The sequence below is a fragment of the Kitasatospora sp. NPDC036755 genome (assembly GCF_040636595.1).
In the GTDB taxonomy this organism is placed as follows: domain Bacteria; phylum Actinomycetota; class Actinomycetes; order Streptomycetales; family Streptomycetaceae; genus Kitasatospora.
In genome coordinates, this window is the sequence record NZ_JBEZUT010000045.1 from 1 (window position 1) to 17591 (window position 17591).

Genomic DNA, 17591 nt, shown 5'->3' on the forward strand with positions numbered 1-17591 from the left:
GCCGGGGCCGGGGCGGCGGACGGTGCGACGGCCGGTGACGGTGCCGCGGGCGGCTGGGCCGGCGGCGACTGCGGGACGGCCGGAGCCAGGGTGAAGGTGCCCGGCTCCGGGGCGGCCGAGCGCGGGTCCGGCAGCGGGGTGCTGCGCGGGTCGAGCGTGCCGACGGTCGACCCGGGAGGCTGGGCCGACGCCGAGTCCGCCTCCGCCTCGTCGTCCACGGTGATGCCGAAGTCGGTGGCGAGGCCGATCAGCCCGGAGGTGTAGCCCTGGCCGATCGCCCGGAACTTCCAGGCCCCGGAGCGGCGGTACAGCTCGCCCGCGACCAGGGCGGTGACGTTCTCGGCGTCGTCGATCTCGAACTCGGCGAGCGCCGGCCCGTTCTCGCCGGCCGTGGCGTCGAAGAGCAGCAGGCGCAGCCCCGGCACCGAGCGGAACGGCCCGCCCTCGGAGGAGCCGGCCAGCACCACGCGGTCCACCTCGGCGGGCAGCTTGCCCAGCTCGACCTCGACCGTGTCGATGATCTCGGCGCCGCCGGAGGTCTGCTGCTTGGGCAGGTGCCGCACCAGACCGGAGGGGTGGCGGGGCTGGTTGTAGAAGACGAAGTCGGCGTCCGAGCGGACCTTGCCGGTCGCGCCGAGCAGCAGCGCGGACGCGTCCACGTCCGGCGCACCGGGCGTGGCGCTCCAGCGCAGCACGGCGCGGACCGCCGCCGCCGGCAGTGCGATGTTGGCGCCCTTGGCCATCACGTGCGTCATAGCCGACCATCCTGCCTGTTCGCCACCCCTTCGGACAACGTGACCGGACCGGTCCGTGCCGCGTCGGACTTTGCCAAGACTTGCGCCTTCCGAGGTTTGCCGCCGTCGTTTCCGAAGTTCGCCGCGGTCGCGCCGGTGATCGTCCAAGTGGACCGGGATGTTCCGGGAGTTCAGTGCCGGGGAACCGGGACCGGCCGGATCCCGTCCGTACGATGGGCGGTCGAAAGGTCCCCGGGGGTTCGACGCAGGGGCGTCCGGCGGAGGCGCGCCCGGGAACCATGGCGCCCGGTCGGCCGGTTGACCAGGGTGTCGCCGGCAGCGGGCCGCGGGCCCGCCCACTTCCTGGAGGAGAGCACCTTGCGCCATTTCGGCCACCTCGCCGAGGACGTACGCGGCCGGCTCTTCCTGGAACAGCCGCGCCCGTTCAGCGCGCGGAGCGCGCCGGCAGTGCTCGCCACCGCCCTCGGCGGCACCCTCTACAGCCCGGCCACCAGGCCCGCCCTGGCCGCCGACATCCGCAAACTCGCTGGTCGGGGCGTGGTGTCGATGGTGCTCTGCCTGGAGGACGCGATCGCCGACCACGAGGTGGACGCGGGGGAGCGGAACCTGGTCGAGCAGTTGAATGACCTGGTCAAGGATTTCACCGACTGCACACAGGGCCACCCCCTGCTCTTCATCAGGGTCCGCGCGGCCGCCCAGATCCTCGACCTGGCCGAGCGCCTCGGACCCGCCGTGGAACTGCTCAGCGGTTTCGTCCTGCCGAAGTTCACCCCCGCGAACGGCGGCGAGTACCTCGCGGCGCTGGCCGCCGCCGAGGCCGCGACCGGGCGGCGGCTGTTCGCCATGCCCGTCCTGGAGTCGCCCGAACTCGCCCACCTGGAGACCAGGCGGGAGCAGCTGTTCGGCATCGCCGAGCTGCTGGCCGGCCACCGCGAGCGGGTGCTCGCCGTCCGGCTCGGCGTCACCGACCTCTGCTCCGCGTACGGCCTGCGGCGCTCGCCCGACCTCACCGCGTACGACGTGGCGCTGGTCGCGGCGGTGATCGGGGACGTGGTCAACGTGCTCGGCCGGGCGGACGGCACCGGGCACACCGTCACCGGACCGGTCTGGGAGTACTTCCCGGTGCAGGAGCGGATGTTCAAGCCGCAGCTGCGCCGGACCCCGTTCGCCGGCACCTCCGTCCCCGTCGGGGCCGGAGCCGGGGCGGCGGCCGGGAGGCTTCCGGCCTCCGGCGAGGAGGTCCGCCGGCGGATCATCGAACACGACCTGGACGGGCTGATCCGGGAGGTCGAACTCGACCGGGCCAACGGCCTGCTCGGCAAGACCTGCATCCACCCCAGCCACGTCCCCGCCGTGCACGCCCTGTCCGTGGTCACGCACGAGGAGTACTGCGACGCCCGCGACATCCTCCGGCAGGAGCAGGACGGCGGCGGGGTGCTGCGCTCGGCGTACACCAACAAGATGAACGAGGCCCGGCCGCACCGGGCCTGGGCGGAGCGGGTGCTGCTGCGGGCGGAGGTGTTCGGGGTGGCCCGGGAGGACGTGAGCTTCGCGGAACTGCTGTCGGCCTGCCTGTGCGGCTGACTGTTCCCGTGGCCGAGACCGAGCCGTTCCCGCCGGTTTCCTTCGGTTTCCGCAGCGCGGATATGACGGATCCGTGAGTACGGGTCCGACGGATCCGCGAGTACGGGCCCGACGGATCCGTGAGTACGGGCCCGACGGATCCGTGAGCGCGGATACGACCAACGCACCATCGCACCATCGAAAGCAGGACCAGCAGTGACAGCAACACCGCAGACGTGGACCGGCCGTTGGGTCGCCGACCGGGCCGGGATCGCACTGACCGGCTCCGAGCGCCTCCCCGAACTCGTCGGCCTGGCGCTCCGCTCGGGGAACCCCCGGCGCGCCCACCTGCTGGTCTCCAACGTGCTCGGCAAGCACGTCCCGCAGCAGCCCTCGGTGGTCCACGGCGCCGGGCTCGAACTCGGCCGCCGGGTGCGCGAACTGCTCGGCGCGCGGGCGGCCGGGCGGGCCGTCGTGCTCGGCTACGCGGAGACCGCCACCGGCCTCGGCCACAGCGTCGCCGACGGCCTGGACGCCCCCTACCTGCACTCCACCCGCCGCCCGGTGCCCGGAATGACCCCGCTCGGCGGCTTCGAGGAGGAGCACTCGCACGCCACCTCGCACCTGCTGCTCCCGGCCGACCCCGCGCTCCTCGCCGGGGACGGGCCGCTGGTGCTGGTGGACGACGAGTTCTCCACCGGCAGGACGGTGCTCAACACCATCCGCGACCTGCACGCCCGCCACCCGCGCGGGCACTACGTGGTGGTCGCCCTGGTGGACCTGCGCTCGGCGGCCGACCGGCGGCGGCTCGACGAGGCCGCCGCCGAACTCGGCGTCCGGCTGGACCTGGTGGCCACCGCGAGCGGGGGCGTCGAGCTTCCCGAGGACGTCGTGGCGCGGGCCGAGCGGCTGATCGCGGCGGAGGCGTCGGGCGGCGTTCCGGCTGGTGTCCCGGGGGACGTGCCGGGGGGCGTGCCGGTGGATGTGTCGGGTGCGGCGGCGCCGGGGGCCGCCGTCGCGCCGCTCGTCCGGGTCGCACTGGACTGGCCCGCCGGGCTCCCGGACGGCGGCCGGCACGGCTTCACCGCCCACGACCGCGCCCGGCTGGACGCCGCCCTGCCGCACCTGGCCGGGCAGCTCGCCGAAGCCCTGCCCGCCGGTGCCCGGCGGGTGCTGGTGCTCGGCTTCGAGGAACTGATGTACGCGCCGCTGCGGCTGGCCGGCGCCCTCGACGAGCGGCTCGGCGGCGACCGCGTCCGGTTCTCCACCACCACCCGCTCGCCCGTCCTGGCGGTGGACGATCCCGGCTACGCCATCCGCACCCGGCTGGTCTTCCCCGCCCACGACGACCCCCAGGACGGCGGCTCGCCCGAGCGCTACGCGTACAACGTGGCCCCCGGCAGCGACCCGGCACGGCGCTTCGACGCCGTGGTGCTCGTGGTGGACGACGTGGCCGACACCCCGGCGCTGCACGAGGGCGAACGCGCGCTGCTCGGCCAGCTGCGGCGGGTCACCGACCGGGTGGCGCTCGCCGTGCTGCCCTCGCACCGGCCGGTGCCCGTGCCCGCCGCGCGGCGGGCCGAGGCGCCTCCGGCGCTCCCCGCGCCGCTGTACGGGCCGGCCTTCTCCTCCTACCCGGCCGAGGAAGTGGCCTGGCTGCTCAAGGACCTCTCCGGGGTCGCCCTCGAAGCCCCCACCGAGGAGCGCGAGGAGGCCGTCCAGAACGGCGGCGCGCACTACGCCGAGTCGCTGCCGGTCGAGTACCAGCCCAGCCCCGAGTACCAGGAGCTCTTCCACCAGGCGCTGCGCGGCTCCGCGGGCCGGATCGCGCTCGCCGTCGGCACCGTCGCCGAGACGCTGCTGCGCGAGCGCGGCCCCGGACTGGTGCTCGCCTCGCTGGCCCGGGCCGGCACGCCCGTCGGCATCCTGATCCGCCGCTGGCTGGCCCACGCGCACGGCCTGTCCGTGCCGCACTACGCGCTCTCGATCGTGCGCGGACGCGGCATCGACCCGGTCGCGCTGCGGTACCTGGCCGCCCACCACCGGGCGCAGGACGTGGTGTTCGTGGACGGCTGGACCGGCAAGGGCGCGATCACCCGCGAACTGGCCGACGCGCTGACCGGCACCGGCTTCGACCCGGACCTCGCGGTGCTCGCCGACCCGGGCCGCTGCGTGCGGACGTACGGCACCCGGGACGACTTCCTGATCCCGTCCGCCTGCCTCAACTCCACGGTCTCCGGGCTGGTTTCGCGCACCGTCCTGCGCGCCGGACTGATCGGGCCGGACGACTTCCACGGCGCCAAGCACTACGTCGAACTGGCCGGGAGCGATGTCTCGGCGGCCTTCCTGGAAGCGGTGGCCGCCCGCTTCGACGAGGTCCGTGCCGCGGCGGCCGAGGGCGCCGACCGGCTCGCCGCCGACCCGCACCGGGCGCCCGACTGGGCCGGCTGGGCCGCCGTCGAGCGGATCAGCGCTGAGTACGGCATCGACAACGTCAACCTGGTCAAGCCCGGCGTCGGCGAGACCACCAGGGTGCTGCTGCGCCGCGTCCCCTGGCGGATCCTCGCCCGGCGCGGCGCCGGCGCGGACCTCGACCACGTCCGGCTGCTCGCCGCCCAGCGCGGCGTCCAGGTCGAGGAGGTGAACGGCCTGCCGTACACCTGCGTCGGGCTGATCCACCCCCGCTACAGCCGCGGGGCGACCGGGGGCGACGGGCGCGCGGTGGCGTCGGACGTCGGCCTGGGCTCGGGATCGGTGTCGGGTGCGGGTGTGGGTGTGGTCTCGGATGCGGCTACGGATGCGGTTTCGGTTTCGGTACCGGGGAGGGATTCCTGATGGGTGTTCTGGTGGCCAGCGACCTCGATCGGACGCTGATCTACTCCGAGCGGGCCATGGCCCTGGCCGGGCCCGACCGGCTCGCGCCGAGGCTGCTCTGCGTCGAGGTGTACCAGGGGCGGCCGCTGTCCTTCATGACCGAACGGGCCGCCGGACTGCTCGCCGAACTCGCCCGGCACGCCTGCTTCGTCCCGGCCACCACCCGGACGCCCGAGCAGTACGGGCGGGTCAGCCTGCCCGGCCCGACGCCGGACTGGGCCCCCGCGTACGCGATCTGCGCCAACGGCGGGCAACTGCTGGTGGACGGCGTGCCGGACGCCGACTGGCGGGCCGAGATCACCGGGCGGATCGCCGCCGGCTCGGCCCCGCTGGAGGAGGTCGTCCGGCGCCTCGCCCTGTGCGCCGACCCGGAGTGGACGCACAAGCGGAAGGTCGCCGACGAGCTGTTCGCCTACCTGGTGGTCGAGCGCGCCGACCTGCCGGACGGCTGGCTGGCAGAGCTGAGCGGCTGGTGCGCCGAGCGCGGCTGGACGGTCTCCCTGCAGGGACGCAAGGTGTACGCGGTGCCCGCGCCGCTGACCAAGAGCGCCGCGCTGGCCGAGGTCGTCCGGCGCAGCGGCGCGGACACCGTACTGGCGGCCGGCGACTCGCTGCTCGACGCGGACCTGCTGCTCGCGGCGGACGCGGGCTGGCGCCCGGGGCACGGCGAGCTCGCGGACCGCGGGTGGACGGCCCCCGGCGTCACCGCCCTGGCGGAGGTGGGGGTGACGGCGGGGGAGGAGATCGTTCGGCGCCTCCTGGCCGGGGCCTCGGCCGTGCCGGTCACGGCCTGACGGCCGGGAGCCGGGAGCCGGGGGCCGGGAGTCGGCGGGTGCGTGTGCTCCGGGTCAGCCGCAGCAGCCGCCGCCGCAGCAGCCACCCCCGCCGCCCCCGGACGCGGGGGCCTGCCGGCCGGCGGCCGCACCGCCCGTGACGGCGACGGCGGACAGCAGCTTCACGGTGTCCTCGTGGCCCTCCGGGCAGACCGCGGGATCGTTCGCCAGGGCCATCGGGCGGCGGAGCTCGAAGGTGGCGCCGCAGGAGCGGCAGCGGAAGTCGTAGCGTGGCATACCGGCAGGGTACCCAGCAGGGGTGTCCGTCGGCAGTCCGGCCGGGGCACCACTCCGTCCCGCTGCCGGTGCCACCCGCCCCACCCCCCGTGCTACCGGTGGCCGCCGAGGTCGCCGCGGATCAGCCCGATCACCCGCGCCGCGGTGTCCCGCACCGCCGCGAGCTCGGTCAGGAAGTGCCAGTAGTCGGGGTGCCGGCCGGCCGCCTCCAGCGCCGCCACCGCACGGTCCAACCGGGCCACCGCCTCGTCCAGCGGGGCGGCGTGCCGCGGATCCGGCGCGCTGCGCCCGGCCATCGCCAGCCGCTGGGCGTCCCGGATCGCGAAGCGGGCGCGCTCGATCTCCCGGTTGGGGTCGTGCTGCACCTCGTTCAGCTGCCGCAGCCGGTCGTTCACCGCGGCCACCGAGCCGTCGGCGGTCTCCAGCAGCGCGCGGACCGTCCCGATCGCGGCGGTGGCGTCCGCCCAGCGCTGCTCGTCCCGGGCCCGGGCGGCCTCGGCGAGCTTGCGCTCGGCGGAACGACCGGTCTCGGCGACCTGGTCCGGCACCCGCTGGAGATCCTGCCAGCAGGCGGTGCTGAACCGGCGGCGCAGCTCGCTCAGGGCGGGATCGACCGTCGCCGCCTTGGTCTCCAGGGCCTGGATGCGGGTCCGCAGGCTCGCCACCCGCCGGTCGATCTCCCGCGCCCGCTCCGGCAGCTGCCCGGCGTCGGCGGCGATCGCCTCGGCGCGCTGCTTCACGTCGTCCGCGCGCCGCAGGGTGTCGGCGACCCCGTGCCGGGCCGGGCCCTCGTTCAACCGGCCCAGCTCGGGCGCCAGTTCGGCCAGCCGGGCCGCCAGGTCGTCCGCCCGGAGGCCGGCGCCGCGCGCCTCGTCCAGCGCGGTGGTGGCCGCCAGCAGCGCCCGCTTGGCCTGCTCGACCGCCGGGGTGACCCGCATCAGCTGCCGCTCGGCGTGCTCGACGGTCGGCTGCAGCCGCCGCAGGAAGTCGCCCAGCTCCGCCCGGGCCGAGCCGAGCTGGCCCTTCACGTCCGCCAGCAGACGGGTGGCCTGCGCGGCCGTCCCGGCGTCCAGGGTCTCGCTGTCCAGGTTGTGGGCGTCGAGCGCGGCGAGGTAGTTCACCGTGACCTGCTCGACCCGGCCGGAGATCGCCGCCAGGTCGGCCAGCGCGCGCTGGGCCGTCGGACCCTCCTCGGCGGCGCGGACCGTCTCCACCGCGAGCTGCACCTCGCGCTGGGTCTCCTCCAGCTCGTAGAACGCCTCCTGTGCCGCCGCCCGGGCCTCCCGGGCCTGCGCCCGTCCGCCCTCGCCGCCGCCGCGCCGCCCCCACCAGCCACCGGTCCCCGCCGAGGCCAGCCCGACCGCCCCCAGCGCGCCCGCCAGTACCACCGGCAACACCAGGGCGTCGGCCAGCGCACTCCCCGCCCGACGCCGCCCCCGCCCGCTCCCGCCGGCCACCGTCACTGCGCGCTCCCTGCTCCGACCCGCTGATCCGGCCCCATTCTCCCCGATCCCCCCGCCGGCCCGTCACCCCCTCCCGCCTCATCCACCGCACGGCCCCGCACCCCACCGGCCACCCGGCCCCCACCACCCCCCGGGACCAGGTACCCTAGCCTTTCGTCGTGCGCCCGCCGGGCCACGGCAGGGGGCGCGTAGCTCAGTGGTAGAGCGCTGCTCTTACAAAGCAGATGTCGGCGGTTCGAAACCGTCCGCGCCCACCAGCACAGATGCCCCGGACCGAAATCGGTCCGGGGCATCTGACATTTCAACCTGACATCAGTGGCGGGGCATGAGCCAGGACCTCGTGGCAGACAGCCCTCACGGAGAGTCGGCTCGCGATGGGTAGCAGCGGACGCCTACTCCCGCCCGGGTTGGCCTCGCAGACATGCCGGACAGGTCCATCTAGCCAGCGTTAGCGAAGCTTGGAAGCTGATTGCTTCGGCCTTGCGTCGATGAACATCGGCTTGATTTCTACTCCGTATTCCTCGGAGGTTCTTGCTGCGAGCAGCCTGACTTCCCCAAGGAATTTTGGATCGAAGTGCTTATTTTCGTATCCAATGCAGACGAAGATCCCATGCTTGATTTCTTCGGACTTCAAGTACTGTACCGTCTGCTTTGTCAGTCCATGCCAGAAGCCCGTATTGCTCGCGAGCTTCATTTCAATCAGGGCTCGAGATGACCAGCTCTGAACAAATTTGAAGTCAACGGGACCTCTGCCGGCGTTGGCCTCTGATGTAATGTCGATTTTGTGAGCTCGGCAGTAGTGTGAGGCTGCGAAGCGAAAAAGGGATTGACAAGCGCTTTCGGGGCGAAACCTATCCTTGTCCCAGAGAAGTCGCCATCCGTCTGATTGCTCAATTCCATGTCCGTAGGCTTCCACGAGGGATTCGATGAATCGCTGGAACTCTTCGGCTTTGGTCGGAGTAAAAGCGAGCGGGTTTTCATGAGCCAGCGACATTCCCAGCTCATAAGTGGTGGTCCTCAAGAGCGGGTCGTTCACGATATCGTATGGAGACTTCTCGCGAGACTCGCACACCCGCATGAAGTCCTTGACGAGTTCTGGGTTCTGGCGCGCCATTTGGGCTTTCAATGCGGCCGGGACTTTCCAGGCGAGGTCATAGTTGAAGTTGCCGCGCAGGGTTTCCGGCTCTTCCCGCCATGCCCAATCCCAGAATTCGTCCGGTCCAACAGTGAGGAGCTCTCGCAGGAAACGGGCAGGGGCGAGGAGTACCCCTGAGCCTGTGTATGGGTTTCTGGGGAGGTCGACCAGTTCATCCCTCCACCTGGCGCTGGCGTTGTCCCACGAGGAGTGTTTGACGCGAATCTTCTCCATCGGCACTGAGTGGCGAACTGCGATGGCTTGCGTATACTTGATGAAGTATGATTTAAGTACATTGCAAACCATGTCGCTAATTCGATCCAGGCCCATTCCTTCCTGGAATAGAACTAGTTCTTCGATGTGCTCGACGGACTCAATGTCGTGGCCCACTGCAACTTTGGCGCTCGCGAGCATAGGCCCTTGGAGCCCTTTCCCCGCACCGGACCCTTTCGGGCTTCCTTCGGTTACTCCCAAGCAGAACTCATCTGGCTCTGGGAAAAGAAGAAGGGATTTGGCCTTGCTCCATGAGGGTGATTTCTCATTCCCCTTGGACCCTTTTACTAGTGCCAGTACCATGGCAAAAAAGTCGATCATGTCGTCATGGGAATGTGCCCAGAACTCTTCCTGATCGTCATAAATCAAGAAGGGGTCGACGCAAAGGTTGGTATCTGCTAGCAGCAGGGGGTCAAACCAATCGTCCTCCTCGGAACGAACAACGCCGAACGTCTCACTGAACCGCATGTGTCCTCCCAATGGCCCATCTGGCTAACCAACCGATGCTCCCACAGCATCCGCAAGCGGTCACTAGGGTGTGCTTACCGAAAGAGCATCTGAGATCGGACTGTAGTCGGGGGGACCGACAAATCCCCTTAATCGAATGCGTGTTCAAAATGCTGGTACCCGTGCCATGCGTATGTCGCCGGTCGGCATCGACCCGGGACATACGCATGCCGTCGTCGTGCTACCAGCGGCGCTTGAGCAGTCGGTCCATATTGTCGAGCGCCTCGCGTTGAGTGTCCTGCGCCACGTGGGTGTAGACGTTCATCTTGAGCCCGATCTGGCTGTGGCCGAGGATCTCCATCACCACCCGGGGCGGCACCCCGCAGGCGACGAGCAGCGCCGCGCACCCGTGCCGGGTGTCGTGCAGCCGGACCGCCAGGACCTCAGCGGCCTTCGACACCCGGACGAACGAGCGGTAGAGGTTGGTCGGCTCGATCGGCCGACTGGTCCGGGTGATGAAGATGTAGTCGCTCTCCTCCCATTTCTCTCCGGCCGCACGCCGGGCATCGTCCTGCCGCATCCGGTGCCAGCGCAGCGCCACCACGCAGATCCGGGGGAGCAGCACCGGTCGGCGCTTCCCGTTCTTCGTCGTGTCCGCGTACAGCTCACCGCGGATGCGCGGCACCTGCTCGCGGACGACCAGGACCCGGTGGTCGAGGTCGACCTCAGACCAACGGAGCCCGACGATCTCGCCGCGCCGAATGCCGAGAGTGATGGCCAGCACGAACGCGGCGTAGAGCGGATCGGGGCGGCTGGCCGAGAGGAAGGTCAGCGTCTGGTCAAGCGTCCACGGCTTGACCTCACGGCTCGTCACCCGGGCCGGCGGAACCAGCGTCGCGACGTTCCGCACGATCAGCTCGTCCCGGCACGCGGCGCTCAGCGCCGAGCGGAGCACCTGGTGAGACTCCTTCGCGGTGGCGGCGCTGGACTGCTTGGTGACCTTCGCCAGGAAGGTCCGCACGTCGCGCGGGCTCAGCGTCTCCAGACCCTTGGCGCCGAGCAGGGAGACCAGGTAGAGGCGCACGTGCGTCTCGTACTTGGCGTGGGTGGTCTTCTTCCGCTGGGGCTTGATGAAGTGCTCCAGCCAGTACGGCAGCCACTCGGAGAGCTTCGCCGACCGGGTTGGGGTGGCGACGCCCTGCTTGGCGCGTTCCACCAGCTCCTTGCGCTTGGTATCGCACTGGTCCCAGGTCTTCCCGTAGACGAACTTGCGGGCCGTCGTGCCGTCGTGCCGTCGGGCTGCGGGACGTAGACGGCGGCCTGGTATCGGCCGTCCTTGCGCTTGGTCACGGTGCCGGCGCGATTCGGGTTGCGCTTGGCCATCAGGCGGCTTCCTTCCCGCAGAGCTGATTCGGCAGAAGACCGAGGACTTTCGTCTCGGCATTTAAGGAAATCAACCCCAGTGCCCTTGGCTGGTTGTGACATCAACGGCGGCGCACGTGCACGATCGCAGGGGCGCGTGGATGGACTGACGCGTGACTATCGAGATGACCGTGTCCTCGTCGGGATACTGGTAGATCGAACTTACAAAGCAGATGTCGGCGGTTCGAAACCGTCCGCGCCCACCCCGTGAACAGCTGAAACGCACACTGCGGTCCAGGTCGGGAGCATGATCCCGACCTGGACCGCAGTCGTTCCCGCGGGCTGGGCACAGTCCTTGGCGTGCCGGGCCGGGGGTGGGGGAGCCCGGTGCCTCCGGCCGGGATGGTCGGGGGCACCGGGCTGTTGCCGTTTCGGCGGGGCTCAGACCTCGATCACCCGGAGGGCGGGGTGGTCGACGGTGTTGAGGTAGAGCTTCTCCTTGGTGCCCTCCTGCTCCAGCTCGACGACGAGCCGGTAGCGGTAGAGGCCGGGCTTGGCGGTGCTGAGGACGGTGCCGGCCCAGTAGTAGTAGACGGGGGTCAGCGGGGAGCGCATGCGGTCGGGCATGCCGTAGATCTTGAGCTCGGTGAAGAGTTTCCGCTCGGCCACGTCCTCCTCGTCACCGAGTTCGGTGTCGAGGACCACGATGTTGTTGATCTTCGGCATGGGCGGCCAGGTGCCGTCCAGCCGGCGCTCCATGTCGATCGGGCGGATGATCCAGTTGATCACCTGGCCCTGCTTGCAGACGGTCTCCAGCTGCCGGGTGCCCTGGCCGGACCCGCCGACGCTGTTGTCCATCATGTACATCGCGTCGCCCAGCGAGCGGTTGGCCGTGGCCCGCTCCATGTTGACGAACGTGACGACGTTGAGCTGGACCGAGTTCAGCTGCCCGGGGTTCTGCTTGTCCGCCGAGGTGCTGCGTGCACTGGTTGTCAAGGTTCCTCCTTCGAGCGCGCCGCTCCGAGCGGTCCAGCCGCTCGGAGCCGTCCGCCGCTCAGAGCTGTCAGGTGGCCTGGCCGACCAGGACGGGCGACACAGTGGTGGTGATCGGCTCGACCTGCGTGCCCAGCCGGAACCTGATCCGGTACGGCACGGGCGCCGTGGCGTCCTTCTTCACGGTGCCGGTCCAGTAGGCGACGTCGGTGCCCGGGTACACCTGCCGGACCGGCTCGCAGACCTCGTGGTCGATGTCGATCCCGTCGATGGCCACGAAGGCCTCGCACTCGAGCGCCAGCACGTTCCAGAGCAGCTGGTCGCCGGCCTTGACCTTGGTCCGCAGCTGCTCGGTGCCGAAGTCGGCGGACCCGCCGGCCTTGTTGGTGTCGTACAGATACAGGTGGCCGGTGGTGCTCTGGGACGCCAGCATGCCCACGCAGTCCACCACCGCGGTGATCGAGATCGGGCGCTTCGGCGTGGTCTTCAGCCGTGGCTTGGTGGTCATCTACTCCTCCTCGTCCTTTCCGGGACTTACTGGTCGGGGGCTCAGCCGAAGGTCGCCGGGGCGATCGGCAGGTAGCCCATGCCGGCCCCGGTGAAGCCGTTCCGCTTGGGTTCCGCGGTGATCCGGAGCTTCGACTCGACGGTCAGGTTGACCGGCTCCCAGGTCCACTCGCCCGACCGCTGGATCAGCTCGTGGAGCTGGATCCGCATCTTGTAGCTGTAGGTCCCGGGCCGGGAGACGTCGACCGTCGCCGACCAGTACCAGCCGTCGGTGACCAGGTCGGGGGAGCCGTACTCGGCCGGGTAGATGATCTTCTCGTCCACGGCCTCGCCGAAGATGTCGGTGATCACCGGTGCCGGGTAGCTGTGGGTGTCCTGGCCGTGGTCGGCGACCACCTTGCCGGTGACGTCCAGGACGCGCTGCCCCGAGAGGGCCCGGCTGCGCGAGGTGCCGTTGACCCGGGTGCCGACGGTCTTCCGGATCCGGGCGAGCGCGGCATCGGTGTCGCCGTTCGCCACCCCGGGCTTCTCGGTCAGGTTCGCGAGCTCGGTGAGCGCCTCCCGCTCGGCCTCCCGCGCCCGGATGGTGTGGTAGCCGCGGGGCACCGTGGGGGGGATCGAACCGAGGCTGTACGGAAGCCAGTTGAGCACCTGCTCGCCGGCCTGCGAGCCGTCGCTCCAGTAGGCGCCGTTGATCGCGGTGACCAACTCGCCGGTGCCCTGGTTCAGGGAGCCCTGGAGCTTCATGTTGTCGAACAGATAGGTGTTGCCGGTCAGGCTCCGGGACTCCAGCGCGTTGCCGACGTCCACGAGCACGATGATCGCCAGTTGTTGGGCCATGCGCCCACCCTCCTTGTCGGTGTTCCGCCTACAGGCACATCAGTGCGGGCGAGTCGATGTGCAGCACGCTGTGCTCGCCCTCGTACATCTGGAGCTCCAGCCGGTAGCGGTACGGCACCCCGGGCACCAGGTACGGCGGGACCACGCCGGACCAGACGTTGAGGTCCAGCTGTCCGTTCGCCAGGTGGTGGCCGGCCGGCGCCGCAGCGGCGTCGGCGCCCTCGGCGGTGCCGTCGGTGGCGCCCGCGGCAGTGCCCTCGGCCGGGGCGGCCGGAGCGGCCGGGATGGCCGGGTCGACGCCGTACGCGGCCGCCCCGGCCGCGGCGGCAGCGGCCGCGCCCTCGTCCGCCGGCACGAAGCTGATGCTCCGGATCTCGACGGGCGTCTGGAGGTCCACCGCCAGGGCGGACCACTGGACCACCTGGCCCGGCACCACCACGGTGACCAGGTCGGGCGTGCCCTGGTTCTTGCTGTCGAACGACCCGTCGTCGATCAGACAGAGGTTGCCGTTGAGCAGCGTCTTGTCCGAGAGCGCGCCGATCACGTCCACCACGACGGCGATGTTCACTTGCGGCTTCATACTCACTCCATTCCCTCAAATCAACGTTCCGGAGCGGCAGTTGTACCGTCCCGCCGGTCCTGTCAGCCCCGGTCGCGCACCAGCGGCACCTTGCCGACGGACGTCCGCTCGATCTCCGCGGACGCCCTGGGCACGAACTTGACCAGGAACCGGTAACCGGTCTTCTCGATCGAGGCGGGGTTTGCCTCGCCCTGGTTGAACAGCGAGAGCGAGCGGGGCAGCGCGTTGACGAAGACGTGCTGGACCCCGTACGGGCCGAGCGCGGCGTCCGTCCGGTACGTCAGGCCGGCGACGTCGTCGACCGAGGCCAGCAGGGTGATCGTCTTGCCCTCGCGGTGGTTCACGAACTGGATCTCGTGGGCGACCACGTCCAGGTCGATCGCCGTGGCCTTCAGCAGGTCCTCGCGCACCGCCTCGTACGCGCGCGGGGCCGAGTACTGGCTGTCGTTCAGGTGCAGGATGTCCCCGGTGCGGCCGGCGAACTCGAACTGGCCGGTCTTCAGCCCGGGCCCGTCCAGCTTCGGGCGGCGGATCATCCGGTCGCCGAGCTTCAGGCGCAGCAGCGGCGCCTCGTGCCCGTGCAGCCGGGTGACGACCAGTTCGCCCTCCTCGCCCTCGGCGACCCAGCGGCCCCGCTCGTCGACGATCTCCACCAGGTGCAGCCCGGGAACGGCCGCCAGGCAGGGGGACTCCTCCGTCAGCTGCAGCCCGATGGTCTCGGCCTGGGTGGCGGCGAAGTAGCTGAGGATCGTCAGGTTCGGGTACATCGCCTTGAGTTCGGCCCGCTTGCGCTGCGGCAGCACCCCGCTCCCGTACAGCGCCACCCGGAAGCTCTCCTTGGCCTCCTGGCTCATGCCGGCGCCGAGCTCGCTGAGGATCGCGATGCCCGCGGTGATCCCCATCAGCGCCTTCGGGCCCGGGTAGGAGAACATGTGCTCCAGCACCGGGGCGGTGACCGGCCCCGCGCCGATGTAGTTGATCCCTGGCACCTGGGACAGCACCCCGCCCACCATGGTGCCGCTGCTCCACATCTGGTAGTCGGCCAGCGTGGTGTACAGCCACTTCGGGTCGCTGCCCGGCAGGTACTTCCCGAGCTGGTAGTCGCCCATGAACCGGCCGGCCACCTCGTAGGTGTCCCGCAGCTCCCGCAGCGAGTACACCGACTCCAGCGGCTTCCCGCCGCTGGTGCCGCCGCTGGCCACGATCTCGAAGCCGCCGCGGGTCAGCGGCACCACCATGCCCGGGCGCGAGTCCATGAAGAACTCGCGCTGGGTCTCCTTGTCGGACAGCGGGATCCGCTGCCAGTCCTCGTACGACCGCGGGGCGTCGTCGACGCCGGCGCCCGACAGCCGGCTGCGCCACAGCGGGTTGAGCCGCACCGTGTTGACCATCTGCTGGAGGCGGCGCAGCACCAGGGCGTCCTGGATCTCGTGCGAGACCTCGCTGTAGGGCGTCTGGCAGACCCGCTCGCACTCCTGGAGCTTGCTCGCGAACGAGGGGAGCTTCTCCACCGCGTCGACCGACTCCGGCTTCAGCTCCCATTCGGGGATCAGCCAGCTCGCCAGTTCGTCGGCGCCGCCGGGTGCCGCCGGCCGGGCGGGCGCGGTACTCACTGCACTCATCGTCAATTCCCCGTCCTTCTGTTGTTCACTCGTTCATGTGTCGCGGTTCGTTCGGCCGCGATTTCTCGGCCGCGTTTTCCCGGCTGCGACAACCGGTGTCATTCACTCGGTGTCGTTCACTCGGCTGTTCACTCGGCGTCATTCACTCGGTGTCGGCCAGGAGGTCGGTGCCGACCCGCCTGATCTCGCCCAGCAGCATCCGGAAGTGTTCGGCGGTGATCTCGTGGTTCATCATCACCACGCGCAGAGCGGCGACCCCGTCGATGTTCACCTTGGAGATGAAGAAATTCCCCCGGATCTTGATCCGGTTCCTGATCGCCACCTGGAGGCGGTGCACGCGTTCGTCCGGAAGTGCGGCGGGGCGGTAGCGGAAGCAGAGGATGTTCGCCTCCGGCCGGTGCACCGTCTCGAAATCCGGTTCGTCCAGCAGGATCCGGTGGATTTCCTCGGTCAGCCCGCAGAGGTATTCGATCTTCTCGGCGAACAGGGCCCGGCCGTAGACGGACCAGAGGGTCCACAGCGGCATGATCATGGGCCGCTTGGTGCACTCGAAGTTCCTGGCGCCGCTGTCGAGCTCCGTGTAGCGGTCGGGCTCCTCGTCGAAGACGTAGCTGGCGCGCTGCTGGAAGGCACCGAGGCTGTCCTCCTTGTTCCGGTAGAACAGCAGCGTGCAGGGCGCCGGGACGAACATCATCTTGTGCGCGTCCCAGGCCAGGGAGTCGACCTTGTCGATTCCCCGCAGCTTGTGCCGGAGCCGGTCGGAGACCAGCAGGCTGGCGCCGTGCGCGCCGTCGACGTGCAGCCAGATGCCGGCTTCCCGGGCGATGTCGGCGAGTTCGTCGAGCGGGTCGAAGGCGCCGACCGAGGTGGTGCCGGCCGAGGCGACCATGGCGAAGACCTTCAGCCCCCGCCGCTCGGCCTCCTCCAAGGCGGGCCGCACCTGCTCCAGGCAGATCTGCTGCTCCCGGTTGATCGGCAGGCGCACGATCTGCGACTCGCCGATCCCCAGGATCCCGGCCGCCCGCGAGACGCTGTAGTGCACGTCCGCCCCGACCGCGATGGCCGGGCGGGGCAGGCCGTCGGCCGCCGGGCTGCCGTCCGACCAGAAGTCGGGGAACGCCTTGTTCCTGGCCGCCAGCAGCGCTGTCAGGTTGGCCAGCGACCCGCCCGAGGTCGTCACCATGGCGTAGGAGTCCGGCTCCCACCCGATGAACCGGTTCAACTCCTCGGCCATGAGGCGCTCGGCCACGCTGGGCAGCTGGCCCGCCTCGTAGAACGAGGACGGCTGGTTGACCACCGAACCGACGAAGTCGACGATCCCGCCCAGCGGCACCACGCCCGAGAACTGCCGGCCCATGTACCCGGGCGAGTGGACCTGGATTCCCGTCCTGATGTACAGGTCGGTGATCTCGTCCAGCCGCTTCTCGTCGAAGGGCGCGATCTTTCCGCGCTCGGGGGTCATCAGGGCCCTGGCGGCCTGGGTCAGCGTTTCGGGGTCGATCAGGTCGAGCCCTCTGATCGAGGAATCGGCCAGGTGGCTTTCCAGCCGGCTCAGTACCGTCTCGGAATTGACCCGGAACAGCTCGGGGTCGAACGTGCCGGCGAGCATTCCGTCGGCGTGCGTTTTCCCGACCCCGGGAGTTGCGGGGCGACCCGGCTTCTGAGTGCCGAGCAGCGATCCGACTCCGCCTTTTTGCTCGATCGTCTTCTGATTCGAGCGAGATTCCACCATAGGAGCCCCCCAATGGCCCTTGTCGAGGACATCGAGACTTTCCCTTTTCGGCACGCCCGGTGTCCAGTTGGGTCACTCCAACGGGTGAATCTTCATTTTCTATCCGCGTTCGATTGCGCGCGGTCGCGATGCGACTCCGGTGCGTCACCGTCGCTGTTGTCGCTGGTCGGCTCGATGCGGTGTTCCATCACATTTCGAACAGTCGAGTCGAACGTCGCTCGGAATATTCGAACGTGAGCCGGGAATGTGCCGTTTTCGCCCGTCGGTTCGTCCGGAGGGTCTGTTTTGGCCGCTCTGGCCGGTAACCGGCAGAAGTTCTGCCGGTTGCCCGTGTCACATCCGTTCCCGGGGCCTGGCGATCCCGTCGGCGAGGAG

General features: G+C 70.2%; 13 protein-coding genes, 2 tRNA genes and 1 pseudogene. 5 read left to right on the forward strand and 11 right to left on the reverse strand.

Annotated features, from left to right (window positions below):
- A partial coding sequence (locus tag AB0E96_RS09775; protein ID WP_359820727.1) for a TerD family protein occupies positions 1–755 on the reverse strand: 755 nt, incomplete at its 3' end.
- A 357-nt stretch (positions 756–1112) separates the two neighbouring features.
- Here AB0E96_RS09775 and AB0E96_RS09780 point away from each other — a divergent pair.
- The 3 genes from AB0E96_RS09780 (at position 1113) to AB0E96_RS09790 (ending at position 5986) form a co-directional block, all read left to right on the forward strand.
- Positions 1113–2339, forward strand: a complete 1227-nt coding sequence (locus tag AB0E96_RS09780; protein ID WP_359820729.1) for an HpcH/HpaI aldolase/citrate lyase family protein — start codon at positions 1113–1115, stop codon at positions 2337–2339.
- A 195-nt stretch (positions 2340–2534) separates the two neighbouring features.
- Positions 2535–5153: a phosphoribosyltransferase gene (locus tag AB0E96_RS09785; RefSeq protein ID WP_359820731.1), complete on the forward strand. Its 2619-nt coding sequence runs from the start codon at positions 2535–2537 to the stop codon at positions 5151–5153.
- Entirely contained in the window at positions 5153–5986 is an 834-nt protein-coding gene (locus tag AB0E96_RS09790) for an HAD family hydrolase (protein WP_359820733.1), read from the forward strand. The genes AB0E96_RS09785 and AB0E96_RS09790 overlap by 1 nt, the downstream gene beginning before the upstream one ends.
- Before the next feature lie 54 nt (positions 5987–6040).
- Here the strand turns inward: AB0E96_RS09790 and AB0E96_RS09795 are convergent, their stop codons facing one another.
- Positions 6041–6262, reverse strand: coding sequence for a zinc ribbon domain-containing protein (locus tag AB0E96_RS09795; protein ID WP_359820736.1), 222 nt, complete (start codon positions 6260–6262; stop codon positions 6041–6043).
- Positions 6263–6354: 92 nt separating this feature from the next.
- On the reverse strand, positions 6355–7725 hold the full coding sequence (locus AB0E96_RS09800) for a hypothetical protein (RefSeq protein WP_359820739.1): 1371 nt from the start codon (positions 7723–7725) through the stop codon (positions 6355–6357).
- A gap of 182 nt (positions 7726–7907) precedes the next feature.
- On the opposite strand from AB0E96_RS09800, the gene AB0E96_RS09805 reads away from it, so the two are divergent.
- A tRNA-Val gene (locus tag AB0E96_RS09805) sits at positions 7908–7982 on the forward strand.
- A gap of 191 nt (positions 7983–8173) precedes the next feature.
- Here AB0E96_RS09805 and AB0E96_RS09810 read toward each other — a convergent pair.
- Together AB0E96_RS09810 and AB0E96_RS09815 are read right to left on the reverse strand one after the other, a co-directional pair.
- A complete protein-coding gene (locus AB0E96_RS09810) occupies positions 8174–9601 on the reverse strand; it encodes a hypothetical protein (protein WP_359820742.1) in 1428 nt (475 codons plus the stop codon).
- A 220-nt stretch (positions 9602–9821) separates the two neighbouring features.
- A pseudogene (locus AB0E96_RS09815) lies at positions 9822–10963 on the reverse strand (site-specific integrase).
- A gap of 130 nt (positions 10964–11093) precedes the next feature.
- Here AB0E96_RS09815 and AB0E96_RS09820 point away from each other — a divergent pair.
- Positions 11094–11205, forward strand: a tRNA-Leu gene (locus AB0E96_RS09820).
- Positions 11206–11383: 178 nt separating this feature from the next.
- Here the strand turns inward: AB0E96_RS09820 and AB0E96_RS09825 are convergent.
- The 6 genes from AB0E96_RS09825 to AB0E96_RS09850 all read right to left on the reverse strand — a co-directional run bounded on the left by AB0E96_RS09825 (position 11384) and on the right by AB0E96_RS09850 (position 17093).
- The gene (locus tag AB0E96_RS09825; protein ID WP_359820744.1) at positions 11384–11938 is read right to left on the reverse strand and encodes a hypothetical protein; all 555 of its coding nucleotides are present in this window, start codon (positions 11936–11938) and stop codon (positions 11384–11386) included.
- A 67-nt stretch (positions 11939–12005) separates the two neighbouring features.
- Complete coding sequence (locus AB0E96_RS09830) at positions 12006–12443, reverse strand: hypothetical protein (protein ID WP_359820746.1); 438 nt, start codon at positions 12441–12443, stop codon at positions 12006–12008.
- Positions 12444–12484: 41 nt separating this feature from the next.
- Complete coding sequence (locus AB0E96_RS09835) at positions 12485–13282, reverse strand: hypothetical protein (protein ID WP_359820748.1); 798 nt, start codon at positions 13280–13282, stop codon at positions 12485–12487.
- 28 nt (positions 13283–13310) lie between these two features.
- Positions 13311–13862: a hypothetical protein gene (locus AB0E96_RS09840; protein WP_359820751.1), complete on the reverse strand. Its 552-nt coding sequence runs from the start codon at positions 13860–13862 to the stop codon at positions 13311–13313.
- 62 nt (positions 13863–13924) lie between these two features.
- A complete protein-coding gene (locus AB0E96_RS09845; RefSeq protein WP_359820753.1) occupies positions 13925–15484 on the reverse strand; it encodes a hypothetical protein in 1560 nt (519 codons plus the stop codon).
- A 142-nt stretch (positions 15485–15626) separates the two neighbouring features.
- Positions 15627–17093: an aminotransferase class V-fold PLP-dependent enzyme gene (locus AB0E96_RS09850; protein ID WP_359820755.1), complete on the reverse strand. Its 1467-nt coding sequence runs from the start codon at positions 17091–17093 to the stop codon at positions 15627–15629.
- Positions 17094–17591 lie beyond the last annotated feature (498 nt).

Excerpts from the sequence above, each read along its gene's own strand:
- AB0E96_RS09790 (WP_359820733.1), top strand. The coding sequence starts at position 5,153 with ATGGGTGTTCTGGTGGCCAGCGACCTCGATCGGACGCTGATCTACTCC.
- AB0E96_RS09795 (WP_359820736.1), bottom strand. The coding sequence starts at position 6,262 with ATGCCACGCTACGACTTCCGCTGCCGCTCCTGCGGCGCCACCTTCGAG.
- AB0E96_RS09810 (WP_359820742.1), bottom strand. The coding sequence starts at position 9,601 with ATGCGGTTCAGTGAGACGTTCGGCGTTGTTCGTTCCGAGGAGGACGAT.
- AB0E96_RS09830 (WP_359820746.1), bottom strand. The coding sequence starts at position 12,443 with ATGACCACCAAGCCACGGCTGAAGACCACGCCGAAGCGCCCGATCTCG.
- AB0E96_RS09835 (WP_359820748.1), bottom strand. The coding sequence starts at position 13,282 with ATGGCCCAACAACTGGCGATCATCGTGCTCGTGGACGTCGGCAACGCG.
- AB0E96_RS09840 (WP_359820751.1), bottom strand. The coding sequence starts at position 13,862 with ATGAAGCCGCAAGTGAACATCGCCGTCGTGGTGGACGTGATCGGCGCG.
- AB0E96_RS09845 (WP_359820753.1), bottom strand. The coding sequence starts at position 15,484 with ATGAGTGCAGTGAGTACCGCGCCCGCCCGGCCGGCGGCACCCGGCGGC.
- AB0E96_RS09850 (WP_359820755.1), bottom strand. The coding sequence starts at position 17,093 with ATGCTCGCCGGCACGTTCGACCCCGAGCTGTTCCGGGTCAATTCCGAG.